This window comes from Mesorhizobium sp. B2-1-3 (assembly GCF_006442495.1).
Lineage (GTDB): Bacteria > Pseudomonadota > Alphaproteobacteria > Rhizobiales > Rhizobiaceae > Mesorhizobium.
Map to the genome: position 1 here is coordinate 405,466 of NZ_VFWL01000003.1, position 16,097 is coordinate 421,562.

The 16,097-nt window shown below is 60.5% G+C and carries 15 protein-coding genes; 8 read left to right on the forward strand and 7 right to left on the reverse strand.

Going from position 1 to position 16,097, the window contains the following annotated elements:
- The first annotated feature begins 61 nt into the window (after nt 1-61).
- From FJ973_RS09120 to FJ973_RS09135, 4 genes are all read left to right on the forward strand, one after another.
- On the forward strand, nt 62-271 hold the full coding sequence (locus FJ973_RS09120) for a hypothetical protein (protein ID WP_140523478.1): 210 nt from the start codon (nt 62-64) through the stop codon (nt 269-271).
- A gap of 703 nt (nt 272-974) precedes the next feature.
- Nucleotides 975-1,508: a sigma-70 family RNA polymerase sigma factor gene (locus tag FJ973_RS09125; protein ID WP_140499513.1), complete on the forward strand. Its 534-nt coding sequence runs from the start codon at nt 975-977 to the stop codon at nt 1,506-1,508.
- Between the two features lie 28 nt (nt 1,509-1,536).
- Nucleotides 1,537-2,280 (forward strand): hypothetical protein, encoded by a 744-nt coding sequence (locus FJ973_RS09130; RefSeq protein ID WP_224646632.1) that lies wholly within the window; start codon nt 1,537-1,539, stop codon nt 2,278-2,280.
- An 850-nt stretch (nt 2,281-3,130) separates the two neighbouring features.
- Nucleotides 3,131-3,352 (forward strand): hypothetical protein, encoded by a 222-nt coding sequence (locus FJ973_RS09135; RefSeq protein WP_140499509.1) that lies wholly within the window; start codon nt 3,131-3,133, stop codon nt 3,350-3,352.
- A 465-nt stretch (nt 3,353-3,817) separates the two neighbouring features.
- Here FJ973_RS09135 and FJ973_RS09140 read toward each other — a convergent pair whose 3' ends face one another.
- The 6 genes from FJ973_RS09140 to FJ973_RS09165 all read right to left on the reverse strand — a co-directional run bounded on the left by FJ973_RS09140 (nt 3,818) and on the right by FJ973_RS09165 (nt 9,805).
- Nucleotides 3,818-4,243 carry a hypothetical protein gene (locus tag FJ973_RS09140; protein WP_140523354.1) on the reverse strand — a complete coding sequence of 142 codons (426 nt, stop codon included), beginning with the start codon at nt 4,241-4,243 and terminating at the stop codon, nt 3,818-3,820.
- A gap of 809 nt (nt 4,244-5,052) precedes the next feature.
- Entirely contained in the window at nt 5,053-5,769 is a 717-nt protein-coding gene (locus tag FJ973_RS09145) for an ABC transporter ATP-binding protein (protein ID WP_140523358.1), read from the reverse strand.
- Nucleotides 5,766-6,506: an ABC transporter ATP-binding protein gene (locus FJ973_RS09150; protein WP_224656199.1), complete on the reverse strand. Its 741-nt coding sequence runs from the start codon at nt 6,504-6,506 to the stop codon at nt 5,766-5,768. Before FJ973_RS09150 ends, FJ973_RS09145 begins: the two co-directional genes overlap by 4 nt.
- Before the next feature lie 2 nt (nt 6,507-6,508).
- Complete coding sequence (locus FJ973_RS09155) at nt 6,509-7,495, reverse strand: branched-chain amino acid ABC transporter permease (protein ID WP_140523360.1); 987 nt, start codon at nt 7,493-7,495, stop codon at nt 6,509-6,511.
- A gap of 8 nt (nt 7,496-7,503) precedes the next feature.
- Nucleotides 7,504-8,376 carry a branched-chain amino acid ABC transporter permease gene (locus tag FJ973_RS09160; protein ID WP_140499499.1) on the reverse strand — a complete coding sequence of 291 codons (873 nt, stop codon included), beginning with the start codon at nt 8,374-8,376 and terminating at the stop codon, nt 7,504-7,506.
- Between the two features lie 160 nt (nt 8,377-8,536).
- On the reverse strand, nt 8,537-9,805 hold the full coding sequence (locus FJ973_RS09165; RefSeq protein WP_210239474.1) for an ABC transporter substrate-binding protein: 1,269 nt from the start codon (nt 9,803-9,805) through the stop codon (nt 8,537-8,539).
- Between the two features lie 675 nt (nt 9,806-10,480).
- On the opposite strand from FJ973_RS09165, the gene FJ973_RS09170 reads away from it, so the two are divergent.
- The 4 genes from FJ973_RS09170 (at nt 10,481) to FJ973_RS09185 (ending at nt 14,582) form a co-directional block, all read left to right on the forward strand.
- Nucleotides 10,481-11,290 carry an SDR family oxidoreductase gene (locus FJ973_RS09170; RefSeq protein ID WP_140523363.1) on the forward strand — a complete coding sequence of 270 codons (810 nt, stop codon included), beginning with the start codon at nt 10,481-10,483 and terminating at the stop codon, nt 11,288-11,290.
- Between the two features lie 111 nt (nt 11,291-11,401).
- Nucleotides 11,402-12,838, forward strand: coding sequence for a glycosyl hydrolase (locus tag FJ973_RS09175; RefSeq protein ID WP_140499496.1), 1,437 nt, complete (start codon nt 11,402-11,404; stop codon nt 12,836-12,838).
- 790 nt (nt 12,839-13,628) lie between these two features.
- Nucleotides 13,629-14,021, forward strand: a complete 393-nt coding sequence (locus FJ973_RS09180) for a hypothetical protein (protein WP_140555438.1) — start codon at nt 13,629-13,631, stop codon at nt 14,019-14,021.
- Nucleotides 14,022-14,159: 138 nt separating this feature from the next.
- The gene (locus FJ973_RS09185; RefSeq protein ID WP_140499492.1) at nt 14,160-14,582 is read left to right on the forward strand and encodes a hypothetical protein; all 423 of its coding nucleotides are present in this window, start codon (nt 14,160-14,162) and stop codon (nt 14,580-14,582) included.
- Nucleotides 14,583-15,269: 687 nt separating this feature from the next.
- On the opposite strand, the gene FJ973_RS09190 is transcribed toward FJ973_RS09185, so the two are convergent.
- Nucleotides 15,270-15,497, reverse strand: a complete 228-nt coding sequence (locus FJ973_RS09190; RefSeq protein ID WP_140499490.1) for a hypothetical protein — start codon at nt 15,495-15,497, stop codon at nt 15,270-15,272.
- Between the last annotated feature and the right edge of the window lie 600 nt (nt 15,498-16,097).

The following is a 16,097-nucleotide window of genomic DNA, read 5'->3' on the forward strand; positions in this document are numbered from 1 at the left end:
GGTCTTGCACGGCCGGAGGTCTTGCTGCATGTTTTCGGTGTTGGATTCCCGGGAGAAAATCATGCCAATTCAACAAAAGGCGGCGGAGGCCGGTATTTTCGACGCATCTGAGTTGGCACTGCTTGGGCGGGTTTTCCACAACCTTAAGCTAGGCAACCCATCGCCGGATGAGCGCGAGTTCATTGCCTCCCGAATTATCGCGAATTACATGGCAGGTGTGGTCGACGAGGCGGAGTTGGTTTTGCTCTCGAAGCAGCCGCTTGGCCGTTAGCCAACTCGCGGAACTTACCGCCTGCCCAGTTTTTGCGCTTCGGGGCCTTGTCGGTCTTTTTCTTTGACGCGAACAACGTACTCTTTCCGAAGTTGGAGCGCCGGAAGCTTCGCAGCGATACTCCCAGCTTCCGCAGCCCGTCTCGCCCACGGCAATGGCTTGCGGCTGTGGTATCCGAGTCGGCAGGCAGAATGATAACCATTCGCGCCTGACGCCTCGGGAAGAGCGGTCTTCCCGCTACCAGAAACACGATGACGAGAGCGCATAGCGCCAAGACTGCGGCGAAGGTGTTTGCTGTGAACTCGCCAAGTTGCATGACCATCCTCGTAAGGGACACGCGGTTAGACGAGTACCCGAAGATACCGACGAACAAGGGATCTTATTCCACGGTGCTTCGCAAAGGGCGGCAAAAAGATCGATTGGAATGGAATAATATCGGGCACAGCTCAGTAGATGGCCCAAGAACGAGCGTGAACGGAAATGCGTGGCGCGTAAACCGATCGTCACGATGATACAGGGAGCGGTAGCGAGTGCTGGAGGGTGGCTTGCCTCTCGCAGCTTGCAGGCGGGAGGAGCACGCTCCCATCGGCCCAGCGGTTGCCTGTCCCTGTCCCTGACCGCTGGGCCGATCCTCGGGTTTTCGGCCGGCAGACGATGAGTCCGAGTTGGAAATGGCGCTCGGGCTAACGCAGTATGAGACGGGATGAAAACGACGATCGACGTCATACCGCATCTGGAGGATCTTTGGCGCTACGGCCGGGTGCTCACAGGCAACGATTCCGACGCCGACGATCTGGTGCAGGAGGCCCTCGCCCGTGCGCTGTCGATGGCGGGCGGCTATGACACCTCCAGACCGCTGCTTCCCTGGCTGATACGGATCGTTCGGAACACTTTTTTGACCGGCGCTAGCCAGGCCAATGCCGACCGACGACGCTTGGCGTCCATCGCGGACATGTCCGACACTGCGTGGCCGCCATCGCAAGAACATTGCGCCGAGCTCTCCAAAGTCGGAAGGGCGCTCGCGCGAATGCCGGCCGATCAGGCCGAAATACTCCATCTGGTTGGAGTGCTGGGCTTTACCTACTCCGAAGCGGCCGAACTGCTTGGAGTGCCGCCAGGAACCGTGATGTCCCGGCTTAGCCGAGCTCGCGCTGCCTTGAAGCACAACATGGAAAATTTGGACGATGGAGCTTCCCCTCATTTGAAGGTCGTGGGAGGGCGTTATGTGGCCCGATAATCGTGTTTCGCAAGAGGATATCGGCCGCTTGCTGGATGGCGAGCTGTCGCCGTCGCAGAGATCCGAGCTGGAAGCCAGGCTTGCCCGCGATCCGGAACAGGCGGCAGAGGTTTTTGCCCACGCGCAGCGCATGGAAGCGTTGCGCAAGTCCCAACCCCGGCGGTTGTTTCCGCCCAGCGTGAGCCTGAAGAAAGCCAGGCAGCTGGAGAGGGCGTTTCGCCGCAGGAAGATGTTCACATTGCTCAGACTTCAAGTCGCGGCCGTCGCGCTGGTTGCGATCGGGTGGTCGGCCAACTCGCTGACCGTGCCGCTTCGCCAGGGAGGCAAGACAGCCGATGAGACCTTCATCCTGGCCGCCCGAGATGCCTTGCGGGTGGCACAACTGAATGCAGGTCCGGAGACGGGCACCGAGCCGAAGCAGGACAAGATCGAGCGACTGGTTGGCGCCGTCAACGTCAGCATGCCGACCCTTCCATCGGTATGGGTTGTGAAGGATGTCCAAGTACAGCCTTGGAACGGACAGCAAAGCCTGGTCGTGACGGCCGACACACCAAGCGTCGGTCGGATCACACTTGTCGCGGCTCCGATGAACGGCGAGGACGCCGTTTCGCCGACCACAGCGACCGACGGTCGCGTCCCGACAGTCTATTGGCAATCGGGAGGCACAGCCTACGCCCTGATGGGCTCGGCCGCGCCGGACCGGCTTGAGGTGGAAGCAAAGCAAATCGAAGTGGCAACGCGAAGAAACGTCTCTGCGAAGATCAGGGGCTAAAAGGTTGGCAATGGCAGAGGGAAACATATGCGCTCAGCAATTGGTCTATGGAACTCCGTACCGTTCGTGATCAGTTGGAAAGGTACAGGTTGGACTTGCTTTGATCGGTCGGCGACGGCCAGCGCGCCGATAGCAAAGACAGAGCAATGAACGTCCTGTCATTCGAAAGGCGGTATTTTCCCGCCACGTGCCCTGTCTGCACCGGCACGGCGCTCGAGGCCGACGTCACTCTTCGCAAGATCGAATTCCAATGTGCGTCTTGCGGAGGTTTCGAGATCACTTCCGCCGCGCGCTCTGCAATGAAAGGGCTGTCGCAGGAAAACCGTTCACTGTGGTTGTCGCAAGCTAGGCAACAGGGTTCCACGATTCCGCTGGTTGCTTGCGCAAACGAGACCCTCCTAACCGACCACTTTGATGACACAGGCTGATGTCCAAGGAAGTGCGACCGCGCGGGCACTTCCTGACGGCCCGGCACCAGGCTGGGGTGGTGTCGGGCCGTTTGCATCTTGGCGCAATGAGTTCCATCCCAGGGTCCTATTCTTGATATCGTGACGATCACCATGCGCAGATTGGAAGAGTACGAGGAAATTGGTCTCATAGGGTATCCCGGTGACGGAGAGTACATCGCCGTTCTGCGAGACAGCGAGCGCCAGAACTGGCTGCTCGGCGGTGAACGGTGTGGGCTGAACGGGACCCTCCTGGCGCATCAAGCAGCGGCTCTGCCCAGGTACTACCCGCACGGATCTCGCCTCGTTCTGGTGACGATAAGAGACAATTGGATTGTTGCGCTCCGGGACTACGGCGGCGCGGAAAACAGCCAAAACGCCAACGGATGATCGCGAGAAGGGCCTTGACTGCTGGGAAGAAGGATACGGCCAGGCGGCACACCGATCTTCAGGCCGCGGCCATGCTACGTGCTTCGACGATAGCCTTTGATGTGCGCACTGAAACGGCAATTTCGGAAGTCGCCGCCGAGATGAGCCTCGATCGGTTGGAGGTCATTCGCCTTGCGCTTCGAGAATGGCTGGCGATGCGCAAAAGCCTGCGCTTTCCCTCGGACATCCCGGAGTAGTTCATCATCCCTGGCTGAGGCAAGCCATGCCGCACAGGCACGTCAAGGCCGGCACAGTCTGGACTTCTACGAGCCGATCAACGTCCTCAAGCCCGTGGCCTCGATCTGGATTGTCGATGGACCTGAAATCAGGTTCGGCGTGGGCTGGCTGAAATTCCCCTTCACGCATAACGATCCTTCGGCCGCGCTGTGGCGAGCTGGTCCTGCATTCGTCTGTGAGATCTTGCGTCTGTGAGATCTTGCCCAAACTGCGATCGGGGATCGGAATGCTGGGATCAATTCGGTTCCTGGTTGCGCCGAACTGGTTTCACCGTTGGTGCCTGCCTGATTGGAAAGCTGCTGTCTCCCCAGATATGCTGGTGGCCACCGGCACCGGCCCTTGAAGCCACGCTTCATACATGGTCGCGCCTCCATTGCGACGGTCGCGCGACATAGCGCTGCCTGGCGAAAGTCCAAGATCGGCAATCAGCTCTTGGTGTTGTCCTGAGCTACGCTGTTCGCCGGGATTGTGTCCATCGCTGCCAATTTGTCCGCACATAGATCTGCGGCGCCTGGCACATCCTTCTTCATGCCGGCCAGTTTGACCCACCCGCCATCGCTGATGAAGCTGTCTCTCTGGTAGGAAGACGTATCCTTCAGCTTGGCCAGGTTGTCGCTCGCGTTGGACGCAGTGATGAATTTTTCCACACAAAGATTGGCCGCCAGTTCAGCCTTGGCCTTGATAGCGGATGTATTCGCCATTTCCGATGCCGTCCCTGCCGTCGTCCAGCCACCGGCGGTGAAGCCGACGATCATCGTCAATACAGCAGCACCCACTAGCGACCAAAACCAAAGTGTCTTGGAAGGTTGGTATTCGTCGAAGCGTTGCGACAGTGTTCGATCGGTTGTCATAGTTTCCTCCTTTTGAGATACGCTCTTCGTTTCGGAATGATTTCCGCAGCCGTGGGCCGACAGTGGCCGGAATTCGAGCGATCATCGGCAGGACAATGCTCCCCGGCAAGATCGATCCAGTTCAGGAAACAGGGCAGGGGGATGCAGGGTCCGATTGGCAGCACTTTCGGGCGCGAGCACGTGGGCGCCGATCCTCTATCGTCCTCACCCATCTCCCGCACTCTGGCGCCTGAGACGACGTGCTTGAGCATCCGGAAATTTCCCAAAACGGCAAGAGCGGACAAACTTCACCTCGATGCTGCATATACCGAGCCTGCCGCCAAACTATTCCAAGCTAGTCTCGATTATGTGAAGTCGCGGTAGGCTCCGTCGCCAATAGCCGGAGCTGACGACATGGCGCAAACGGCGCCCTCATAGGATTGAGGCCCCGCAAACAGCCCGGTCAACTACGTCGGCAATCAACGGGAGGTGAATGGCTGCTCAGCAACTCCTTGCCTGGAAGCTGACGATCGGATTGCAGTCCCACCGCAGTCGTCCAGTGGCAGATCAGTTGGATATCCGGCAACGTCCATAACCATCATCTTTTTTTGCTGGTCTGCGGGCATCTGATCGATCAGTTCGGCGCGCTACGGCTCCTGCTTCTCCATCTCATTCGATTGGCCGCTTCTTCAGCGGGTGTGGCGCGGATTGAGCAACCGGTTCCGCGAGGGGTAACAGAAAGGGCCAAAGGCTCTAATCGCCACTGGATCACAGTGCAGTGGCAGGTCAGGAAATAGCAATCCCCGACCGCAAGAGCAGAACTGCAAATCTCACGCTCCGCCCATATAGATGTCCATGATCTGCCGGTCGTCGTGCACGTCCTGAGGCCTTCCCTCGAAGCGCCTTTCGCCGGCCGCCAAGATGTAAAGTTTGTCTGCAATGGGCATGGCCTCGCGGATGTTCTGCTCCACCATCACGATGCCGATGCCACGCGAGGTGAGGGTGGTAACGCGTTCGAGCGTCTCAATGACCATGGCCGGCGATAATCCAGCGGAAGGTTCGTCGAGTAGAATGAAGCGAGGTTGCGAGACCAGCGCTCGCGCCAGCGCAAGCATTGCCTGCTCGCCGCCTGAAAGCGAACCGGCCGCGGTGCGCCGCCGCCGCGCCAAAGAGGGATATTGCTCGATCAGCGCCTCGATGCGCTGCTCGACTAACCGGCGGTCCGCGATGGCGTAGCCACCCATACGCAAATTTTCCATCACCGTCAGGCGTGGGAACACGCCGCCGCCCTGGGGCATCAGCACGAGCCCTTCGCGCACTATCTCATGAACGGCAAGGTTGGAGAGCGTTGTATCGCCCAGGCTCGCCCTGCCGCTCCACACCGGCAGCGCGCCGGCAATGGCCTTGAGCAAGGTCGACTTGCCACACCCGTTCGGTCCGAAGATGCAGGTGATCTTGCCAGCCTCCGCATTAAGCGAGACACCGTGGACGATCTCCTGCTTGCCATAGCCGGTGACGATGTTTTCTGCCGTGAGCGTGGCGCTCATTGCGGCCGCCCCAGATAGGTCTGCATGACTTCCGAGTCGCGAACAATGTCGTCGAACGAGCCGCTAGCCACGACACGGCCTGCGTCCATCACGATGATGCGGTCGCACACATTGCGCACAATCTCCATGTCGTGCTCGATGATCAGGAAGGTGACGCCGCGCTTGCGCAGCCGCGCGATGGCCTCGACGATAATGTTCCGGATATTTGGATGCACGCCCGCCGTCACCTCGTCGAGCAGAATGAGCGAGGCCTGGCGCATGATGACGCGCCCGAACTCCAGCAGTTTCTGCTGGCCGCCCGAAACGTCGGAGGCGCGATTGTCGGCGACATGGTCCAGCTTCAGCAGCGCCAGTGTTTCGGCCGCCCGTTCACGCGCGCCCTGCCAATGGCCCTCGGCCGCTGCTGCCAGTAGGTTTTCTATGACGGTCATATTGTCGAACATGGCCGGAATCTGGAAGGTGCGGGCAAGCCCCAGCCGCGCGATAACGTGAGTCTTTCGGCCGCCGATCTCGTGACCGTCGAAGCGGATCTGGCCGCGATCAGGGGTGACCGCGCCCGATACCAGGCTGAACAGTGTCGACTTGCCCGACCCATTAGGCCCGATCAGGCCGGCGATCTCGTGCCGAGCGACGTCCAGGGAGACACCGTTGACGGCTTTGATGCCGCCGAAATGGCGGTAAAGTTCGCGCACGACGAGGATAGGGTCGCCGCCGCCAGCCGTTCGGTCGTCGGCCACGCTCAATTGGGCTCTCCCTGGTCACCGCCGACAAGCTTGTCGACCGCCTTTTCCAGCACGGCGCCGGAGTTGCCGGCGCGCTTCGAAAACAGGCCGGCGATGCCGTTCGGCATGAACAGCACCACCAGCACGATGGCCGCGCCCAATATGGCGATATAGAAGGCGGTGTCGCCCCAATACATCCAGATCAGCCGGTTGACGACGAACAGCCCCACGCCGCCCAGTGCCGGCCCCCACAGGCTGCCCAGCCCGCCCAGCAGCACCATGACCACCATCTGGTCGGTGATGTCGCCGCCGAAGACGCTCTTCGGATTGATAAAGGTGACCCAGTAGGCGAAGATCGCGCCGAACACGGAGGCGGTGACGGCGCTGAGCACAAAGGTCTGCAGCTTGACCAGCGAAGTGTTGATGCCCATTGCCTCGGCCGCCAGTTCGTGGTCGCGCAGCGCCTTGACCTTCAGCCCAAAACGTGAGCGCTCGAACAGCGCCCAGGTGATTAGGTAGGTCAGCGCCGCTGCGGCGAACATGGCGAAGTAGAAGAAGCGCTCATCGAGAAACGGCGGCAGTCCAATTCCGCCGATGCCGCCGGTGAAGTCCATCACCGAGGCGAACTGGATAAGCACCTCGGCGAAGGCCCAGGTGGCTATGGCGAAATAAGCGCCACGCAGGCGCAGCGTCGGCGCTCCGATTATGATGGCAAACAGCGCTGTCACAACCATACCGGCGGGGACGGTGGCGAAGAAGGGCCAGGCGAGCTTGTCGCCCATCAGCAGCGCGGTGACGTAGGCGCCGAGCCCGAAAAAGGCCGAATGGCCGAAATTGATGTAGCCGGCATAGCCGCCAAGTATGTTCCAAGAGCAGGCCAGCCCCGCCCACATCAGTGCGCCGGTGGCGATACGCAGCCAATAGTTGTTGACCAGCATCGGCAGCAGCGCCAACACGCCGATCACCGCGATCAGCAGGAGGACGCCGGCCCAGCGTGGGTTCATGTCCGGTCTCACAAGCCGTGCCGCAGGATCCCGCGCGGGGATACGAGCAGGACGAGGAACAGCGTGGCGAATATCGCCAACAGTGAATAGCTCGACCCGACATAGGTCGCAACGAAGGCTTCGATGACGCCGAGCAGCAGCGCGGCGACAAGGGCACCGCCGACGGAGCCTAAGCCGGCAAGCACAGCCACGAAGAATGCGAACAGCGTATAGCGCAGGCCGACCTCCGGATTGACTGAAAAAATTGCACCCATCAACACACCGGCCATGGCAGTGATGCCTGCATAGAGTCCGTAAACATTGGCGCTTAGGCGGCGGATGTCGACGCCCATCAGCGCCGCGTTCTGCCGGTTTTCGGCCGTCGCTCGGATCGCCAATCCATAGCGGGTGCGGTAGAGGAATATGAACAGTCCGCTGGCGATGGCGACCGCGAACACCGCCGCCGCCACGCGGATCAGCGGCACCGTCAACGGGCCGACGGCGAGGCTCTCGCCGCTCAAGGCCGTCGGAACGCTGTGGGTATTGAAGCCCCACGCGGTCAGCATGCCGCCGCGCAGCAGCGTGAACAATCCGAAGGTCAGCGCCAGCGCCATCAATTCCGGCCGCGCCGTGCGGCTGTTGCGGACATTGTAGAGGATCGGCCCGATCAGATAGCCGATGGCGCCGAACAGCACGAAGGCGACCGGGATCGCAAGGAATCCGTCGACGCCCAGTCCAGCGGCCATGTAGTAGCCGAGATAGCCACCCAGTACGACCCAGCCGCCCACGGCGAAATCGATGACGTGCAGCACGCCGAAAGCGAGCTGGAATCCGATCGTAAAGGTGGCGATGACGCCGCCGATCAGAAGGCCGTTCAGCAAGGTCTGTAGGAAAAGATCCAAGGTGCAAACCGTCCCTCAGTAGGCAAGCGAAAGAGCGGGAATGCCATGGCGAGGCGAGCGCGCTCAACGGCATGGTCCGTCATTTTCCGCGCACGCGCAACCGTGGTTCCGCCTGGCAGAGTGATGGCGACGAGGCCGCCCACACCCTGTCCAAAACCGCCTATTTCCAGGCCGGCAGCGGGTAGGTGAGGTCTGCTGCCGCGGCTTCCTTCGGCCCCACCGCCACGGTCTTGCCACCCTGAATCTGGATCAGCACCGGCACCGGCTGGACGTTGTCGTGGTAGTGGTTGCCTTCCTTCTCGAACTTGATCGGCCCATAGAAGGTCTGGATGTCGGTGGCGGCTATCGCGTCCTTCAGAGCCACCCTGTCTTCGGGCGTGAGCGCCGGCTTCTTGCCAAGCCGCTTGACGGCATCGCCGAAAACGAGTCCGCTGGCCGCGCAGGCCGCTTCGGTATAGTCGGGCTCGTGTCCAGACTTCTTTTGCGCCATCTCGGCAAACTGCCTTGCGGTGCCGAAGACGTCGTCCTTGTACGGCACCGATGGCAGCCACACGGAGACGCCGCAGGTGCCGTCGGCGTCAGCGGCAAGCGCCTGGGCAAAGGCCGGGTCGGTGACGCCATAGTGCATTATCAGCGCCTTGGGCCGGAAGTTGAGCGACTTCGAGGTCTTGACGACGTTGATCAGCGGCTCCTCATGGCCGCCGACGGCGACGATGTCGGGGTTGAGCGCTGCGATCTTGGAGATGACCGGGGTCAGGTCGCCCGAGGCCGGTACCAATTCGTAGGCGACGAGTTCCAGTCCGGCTTCCTTGGCCCCGTCGCGAAAACCTTCGCCGGTTTCCTTCGAGAAGGGCTCGTTGACACCAATCACTGCAATCGTCTTGGCCGCTGGGTTGGACAGTTTCGCCAGTACGGCCAGCGACTTGCCTGCGGTGGTGTCGACGGCCGGGATGATGCCGAAGTTGAATTCCGGCTTGGCCTTCCAGACGTTTGGCGATTCCGCGGAGCCGGAAATCATTGGCACCTGGTACTTCTGGCAGATCGGCTGCACGGCGATGGTCGAGCCGCTGGTGTAGGGGCCGAACAGCACATCAACCTCGTTCTGCACGATCAGGCGCTCGGCGGCATCGGCTCCCGTCGCCGGGTTGCTCTGGTCGTCACCGTAGAACATGTCGACCTTGAAACGCTGGCCGGCGACCTCGACGCCGCCCTTGGCGTTTATGGCCTCTGCCCAGAGATCGTAACCGCGCTTGGTCAGGTTGCCACCGAGTATGTTCTCGCCCGACAGCGAGGTGATGACACCGGCCTTGAAGGTCGCCACCTGCGCGCGTGCCGTTCGCACGAACGGTATCCCCAACGTGCCGGCCGCCAAGGCGACGGCGCTGCCGCCGAGGAACCGGCGGCGAGAAACTTTGCTTTTGATGGACATCATTCAACTCCCTTTGTCCGACTGTCAGATTGGAAACCGATGATGTTCTTGTTCATACCACAAGACGCGGTTGTGCGGCCAGGAAGATTGCCTCACGAGGCGGCTTTGGGTCCGAGCGGTCTTCGCTGGATCGAAAAGACGGAGAGCTTTGCGGGAGCTACAGGAGGGTTGAGGATGAGAAGGACGGTTCACACCGAGCAAACGGGGTGGCGCCCAGGCTGAAGGAACGGGCTGGCACGACAGGCCGAGGTTCTCGTAGAGCGTGACGCTCCCGGCGCTGCTGGAAACGGCGGTCGCCGAATGGTCGATGCCAAGACAAGTTTCGCCGTCTGATCGATCGCCCGCTTGAACTTCAGCACCTTGTCCGGCGCGCTGAAAGACAGAAACAACACGCCCAACAGGCAGCGCACAGGGAACGTGGCGAGGATAGCGGGCGTCGGATGCTTTCTTCGGGCTCCGGCTGAAGTGCGCGCTCGGCGCGCTCCCGACTCAGTCTTACATTGGAGCGTTGGATTGGTTCGCAAGCCGCGATCACATTCATGTTCCTGCGCGTTACCGCATTGTAATGGCGCCAGCCGGACCTTTTGGTCCGCGGTTGCGTTTCATGGGAGCCGGCTGACCTGGCAGTGGCGATAATTTTAGTTCCAGGCGAGCTTCTTTTCGAATGAGTTCTCCATGTCCGATCACAAGCCTCTGGCGCGGCAGAAAGCCATCGTAACGGGGGCTAATTCAGGCATCGGCGAGAGCGTTGCCGTTGCGCTTGGCCGGGCGGGCGCCGACGTGGTGGTGAACTATGTCGAAAACGAGAACGCCGCGAACGCCGTCGTGGACCAGATCCATCGGGCCGGCAGCAAGGCGATCGCCCACATGGCCGATGTCTCGATGGAAGACCAGGTTCGAGACATGTTCGAGCGCACGATGCGCGAGTTCGGCACCATCGACATCCTTGTCGCCAATGCCGGCCTGCAACGCGACTCGGCGTTTGCTGACATGCCTTTGGCGACCTGGACTAACGTTCTCGGCGTCAATCTGACCGGCCAGTTCCTTTGCGCCCAGGCTGCGACACGCGAGTTCCTGCGGCGCGGCGTGGTGCCGTCCGTCTCGTGCGCGGCCGGCAAGATCATCTGCATGAGTTCGGTGCACCAGGAAATCCCGTGGGCAGGCCATGCGAACTACGCCACCTCCAAGGGCGGCATCAAGCTGCTCATGGAAAGCATGGCGCAGGAGCTGGCCCCCAGACGCATCCGCGTCAACGCCATCGCGCCCGGTGCGATACGCACGCCCATCAATACCTCCGCCTGGGATACGCCCGAAGCGCTCAAGGGCCTGCTGACGCTGATTCCGTATGGGCGGATCGGCCTGCCGGAAGACATCGCGCGGGCAGCCGTCTGGCTGGCGTCCGACGATTCCGACTACGTTGTCGGTACCACGCTTTTCGTCGATGGCGGCATGACGCTCTTTCCTGGCTTTTCGACCAACGGCTGATCGGAATGGACGGCGGTCGGCGATGCGAGCTTCTTCCCTCGATCGCGGTGGTCAATCCCACACTGACAATCATCGCCAACGCGCGTCGTGTGGCGGATAGGAGCGGCTTACATGACGGCGACATTTTCATGTGACCTGAACGGACTGGCGACGGAACTGCCGCATTTCTGGGAACACACGATCGGCAGTGGGCACGCCACGCTCGGCCTGCGCGCAGACTGGCAGGCGCAACTGAAGCGGACGCATGATGAGCTCGGCATGCGCTATGTCCGCTTCCACGGCATATTGTGCGACGAGATGGGCACGCTGATCGGCGAGGGCAACACATTGTTCTATTCGTTCTTCAACGCCGATCTCATCTTCGATTATCTGCGCTCGATCGGTATGAGGCCGTTCGTCGAATTGAGCTTCATGCCCGTCGCCCTGGCGTCCGGCGACAAGACCGCCTTTCACTACCGCGCCAATGTCACGCCGCCGAAGGACTACGCGCAATGGGCGGTGCTAATCCGCAAACTGGTGAGCCACTGGGTGGGCCGCTACGGCCTGGACGAGGTGCGCCAATGGTTCTTCGAGGTCTGGAACGAGCCGAACCTGACCGCCTTCGGCAGCGGCAAGCAAAGCGACTATTTCGAGCTTTATCGCTATACCGCCGAAGCCATCAAAGGCGTCGATAAGCTGTTGCGGGTCGGCGGTCCGGCGACGGCCGATAACGCGTGGATCGAGGATTTCCTGAATTTCTGCCGGACCGGCGACCTGCCCGCCGATTTCGTCAGCACGCACCATTACCCGACGGACGATTTCGGCCAACCAGGCGACGACACCGAAGCGCAGCTCGCCGCCAGCAAACGCAGCGCCCTGCGCGACGAGGCGCGAGGCGCGCGCAAGCAAGCGGGCGACGTGCCCCTCTATTATACCGAATGGTGCACCTCCTCGAACCCGCGCGATCCCTTGCATGACGACCCTTATGCCGCCGCGTTCATCGTCAAGACCGTTCTGGAAGCGAACGGACTGGTTGAGGGATACAGCTACTGGACCTTCTCCGATATTTTCGAGGAGAATTATTTTCCCTCGCTGCCCTTCCAGGGCGGGTTCGGACTGTTGAACATCCACGGCATCGCCAAGCCGGCCTATCGTGCCTTTCAATTGCTGCATGGCGCTGGCACCGAGATGCTGCCGGTCGAGGGCGCTCACGAGACGGTCGACGCCTGGTTCGTCCGCGGCGACGGCGCGTCTACGCTGATACTGACGAATTTCGCCCTGCCGCGCCATCCGATCAAGACCGAGGAGGTGTTGTTCACGCTGAAAGCCGCGTCGACTGCGACCACGGCTTGCGTGCAACGCATCGACGCCGAGCACGCCAACGCCAAGCGCCGCTGGGAAGAAATGGGCAAACCCGAATATCTCGACGCGCCGACCGTGGATAGACTCAAACATCTTTCGGAGCTTCGCAGCGAGCCGGTCGCGAGCAAGAGCGAGGCCGGTAGCTTGGTCCTCAAAATTGCGCTGCCGCCGCTATCGGTCGCCGCCATTCGTCTGGCGAACACGTAAAGCCGAGGCCCGCTTTCGGAGACGTACGCTAGGCCGGCCGCTTCACGACGCTGACCACTTCTCTGGCTTGCATGAATTCAGGACGGCGTCTCGCGCACGCTGACCGTCCTCGGTATGGTTTGGCTTGCCATTCAAATCCATTGCCAGGTTGGCGTGGCAGCAAATATGCACGCCCCGTTCGGGTTCGGGCTGAACGGGGATTTTCGTAACGTGATAGCCTTGTCGTCGGAAACTTGTGGGGATTGGCGCCTTTAGGTCGCCAGAATCGCGATAGCTGTGGCATCGCTCGTGACCGCCTGGGGTCGACATCTGGCGCGCCTTGCCAGGTGGTTTGAATCGGACCGCCCAAACCCGACCAAAGTCTGATTCCGAAGCGCAAAGGTCTGAAGCGTGAAACAACGCAGGCGAGGTCACATTAGTAAGGCGACCGCCGATCACCAGTCCCTTCATCGCCGGTCGATTGAGTACCCGCTTCATGTGGCGGGTACTAATATGGTGGCTTGGCCGGCAGCCTGGTACATGATTTGTGTTCGCAGCGGTTTTGGTGAGTGTTCCTTGTTTTCGGCAAGCCGTTGTAGCCCAAACGACAGGCTCGATGGTGATCATGCTGCCCGTCCATACAATCGGCCCCGCTCTGAATGGCTGACTGCCAAGCGACATGGCTGACGAAGAACGGCTGGTCCTTAAGATCCTACAGGCCGGCACCCAAGAATTCCGCCGGCGTCGGCATTGAAGTGACCCATCAAATGTGCCTAGATTGGACAAACATCGCTGGGGAGGAATGGCGATGATGGCCACGCAAACAGATACCACTCGAATGCTGGTCGAGGCTGCGCGGTTGAGTGTTCGGCGTACCGGACTGGAGATTGACGAACTTCACCGGAGCCTGAGCTTTTCCCGGAAGGCCGTCGAAGCCTCGCGCCAACTCTTGAAGCGCCTTCATGAGCAGCAGAAAGATCGCCAGCCGGGATCGTGCTCCGAATTTATCGGGCAGGCGGCAAAGGCACCGAGCGACATCTCCGCATTTGATTGCGACATTCTGCGCGAAGTGTTCAAAAAACTGGTTTTGGAAACCAAAGTGCCGGAAGACAAATGGCGCGATCTGGCTACAAGCCTGATCGTGGAATTTACCGACCGCAAACAGATCGAACCCGCCTTGATAAACTGGATCATCCGCAAGTAGGCACTGCCGCCGTGGAGGGTTGCCAGCCCCCTCTCTCGTCGCGAAAAGTTGTTCGGCGAATCTCGCTGGCTGAACTTCAGGTCCTGCTTCGTCACTGCGTGCCCCTTAACGCCGGCCTTGCCGATCTCAGGCACCCGCATGAAGGAACTGCTTCTCGACCGCCCTAGTATCGCGCTCGCCTTCTGGTGGAACACGCTTCAGGATGAAGGGCTGTTGCGCGAACGCATTATCGATGAGGGAAGGCGCGACGCCTTTTCGCGCATTGGATTTCTGATATATGAAATTTTCGTGCGCATGCGGGCTTTCGGCGACATTGTTGACGAGAATTTTGAATTCCCGATTACCCAAGTGGATCTGGCGGACGCGACAGGCCTCACACCTGTTCACGCCCGATATACCGAGACCTGCGCCCGCAAGGACAAAGACAGGGATAACCGAGAGGCCATCGTCAAAGCTCCCCACAAGACGAACAATTGGGATCATGGTGCGGTCTATGTGACGGCGACGCAATCGGCGTTGAGTCGGAGCAAGGCGTGGAATAGGCAACGCCAGGGCAAATGAACGCGTCGGCCAAGACATGAAGCAGAGATCGACGATCTGCGGCGCAAGGGGCTCGTCATTGGCATAGCAGCCTAGCGGTTATGCTTTCATCCGCTAGGAAAGCGCGCGGAGCGCAGCGGCATTCTTGACTTCCGGCGAACGTCGGCAAGTTCGTCAAGCAACCGCTATATGATCCCTGCCGAAGCATGGAACGATTTCGAGCTGGCGATGTTGGACCCTCGCACTGTTCCCATTCAGTGCTGTGTTCCCGCTGATTGCCCGCCGCCGAAAGGTGGCGGGCTTTTTTAGCATCGTGGAACATACCTCCACCTTCGCAGTTTATAGCGTTCCGATTGCTGCGTGTGGGGAAATCATGAAGCGAGACTTTGCAGACCTGTGCGCTTGGGCGAGCGCACGGGGCGTTACAATCTACCAGCGTTCAAAGACAGTATGGATCGCGGCTGGCGGCTATCGAGGTCGCGATTTGGAAGTTAAGGGGCGGTCGCCAGCTATTGCCCTCGCACTATGGATTGAGGCTACCCGGTACCGAGGCTCGATGTATGGCTGTTCTTAGCAAACAATTTGCTCGCACCCGTGCCGAGCCAAGGTGGCCGGCGCCCTTGTTGCGGGGGCGGGTGGGATAAGCCTGCCAGCCGCGCGGTGCAGCCTGGACCCTACAGCATGCCCACTACACGGGCAGGAGGGCACCTACCCCACCATCCGAAGCGGCATGTCATGACGGGAAATGATGCGTTCGAGTTCGCCTTCGTCCTCGATGCCGGCCTGAAACAGCGCCATCAGCTCACATGCTGCGTCGTTGGCCATGGCGGAATCCAAACTGCACCGTCTCTCTGAACAATACTGGATAAGAACCCGCTGCAGCAGTTCGAGATCGGTTGGATAAATGGCGATGTCTGCTGGATGATGCATGCGCATGCTGTGGTCCTCCGCAAGCCGATGCCTTTGTTCAGCAGCTTAAGGGGAGCCGCTGAGCACCCCCATCGCATCCTGCTCCTGCGCCGTCATTTAACTATGATATGCCCGCCCTGGATCTGCCGCCACCAGCCACGTCGCGGCTCTGTTTCCCGATCTTGTTCGTCGGTGGTCAACTAGTGCTCCCGAGGCATCGATCCCGCGCCGCAGGGAACACTTCCGCCAAGTCGAAGTTCGGCTTCCACAACGGAGAACCAATATGGCGGCCACTCGAAATTCAAACGACAATCGCATGCCAGAAAAGATGCTGCTCGGTACGGTGGAGATATCGCGCAAGCAAGCGGAGGATGAAGTCAGGGCACGACGCAGGTACAAAATGGCGAGGCGGGCTCGGGAATCAAGGCGAGGCCCGGCCATGCCTCGCATGGTTCTTGACGGACGCCACTAGCAGACCGCGGTTGCAGCCGCCTGGATCGACCTCTCTATCTAAGAGATGTGGCACCCTCGGCACCCGCGACCCGGCAGATCGGCACGACCTTTCACTTGGCAATATTCAATTCCCCAACTGCGATGCCGAACCTCCGAGCACCATAGGTTTCAGGG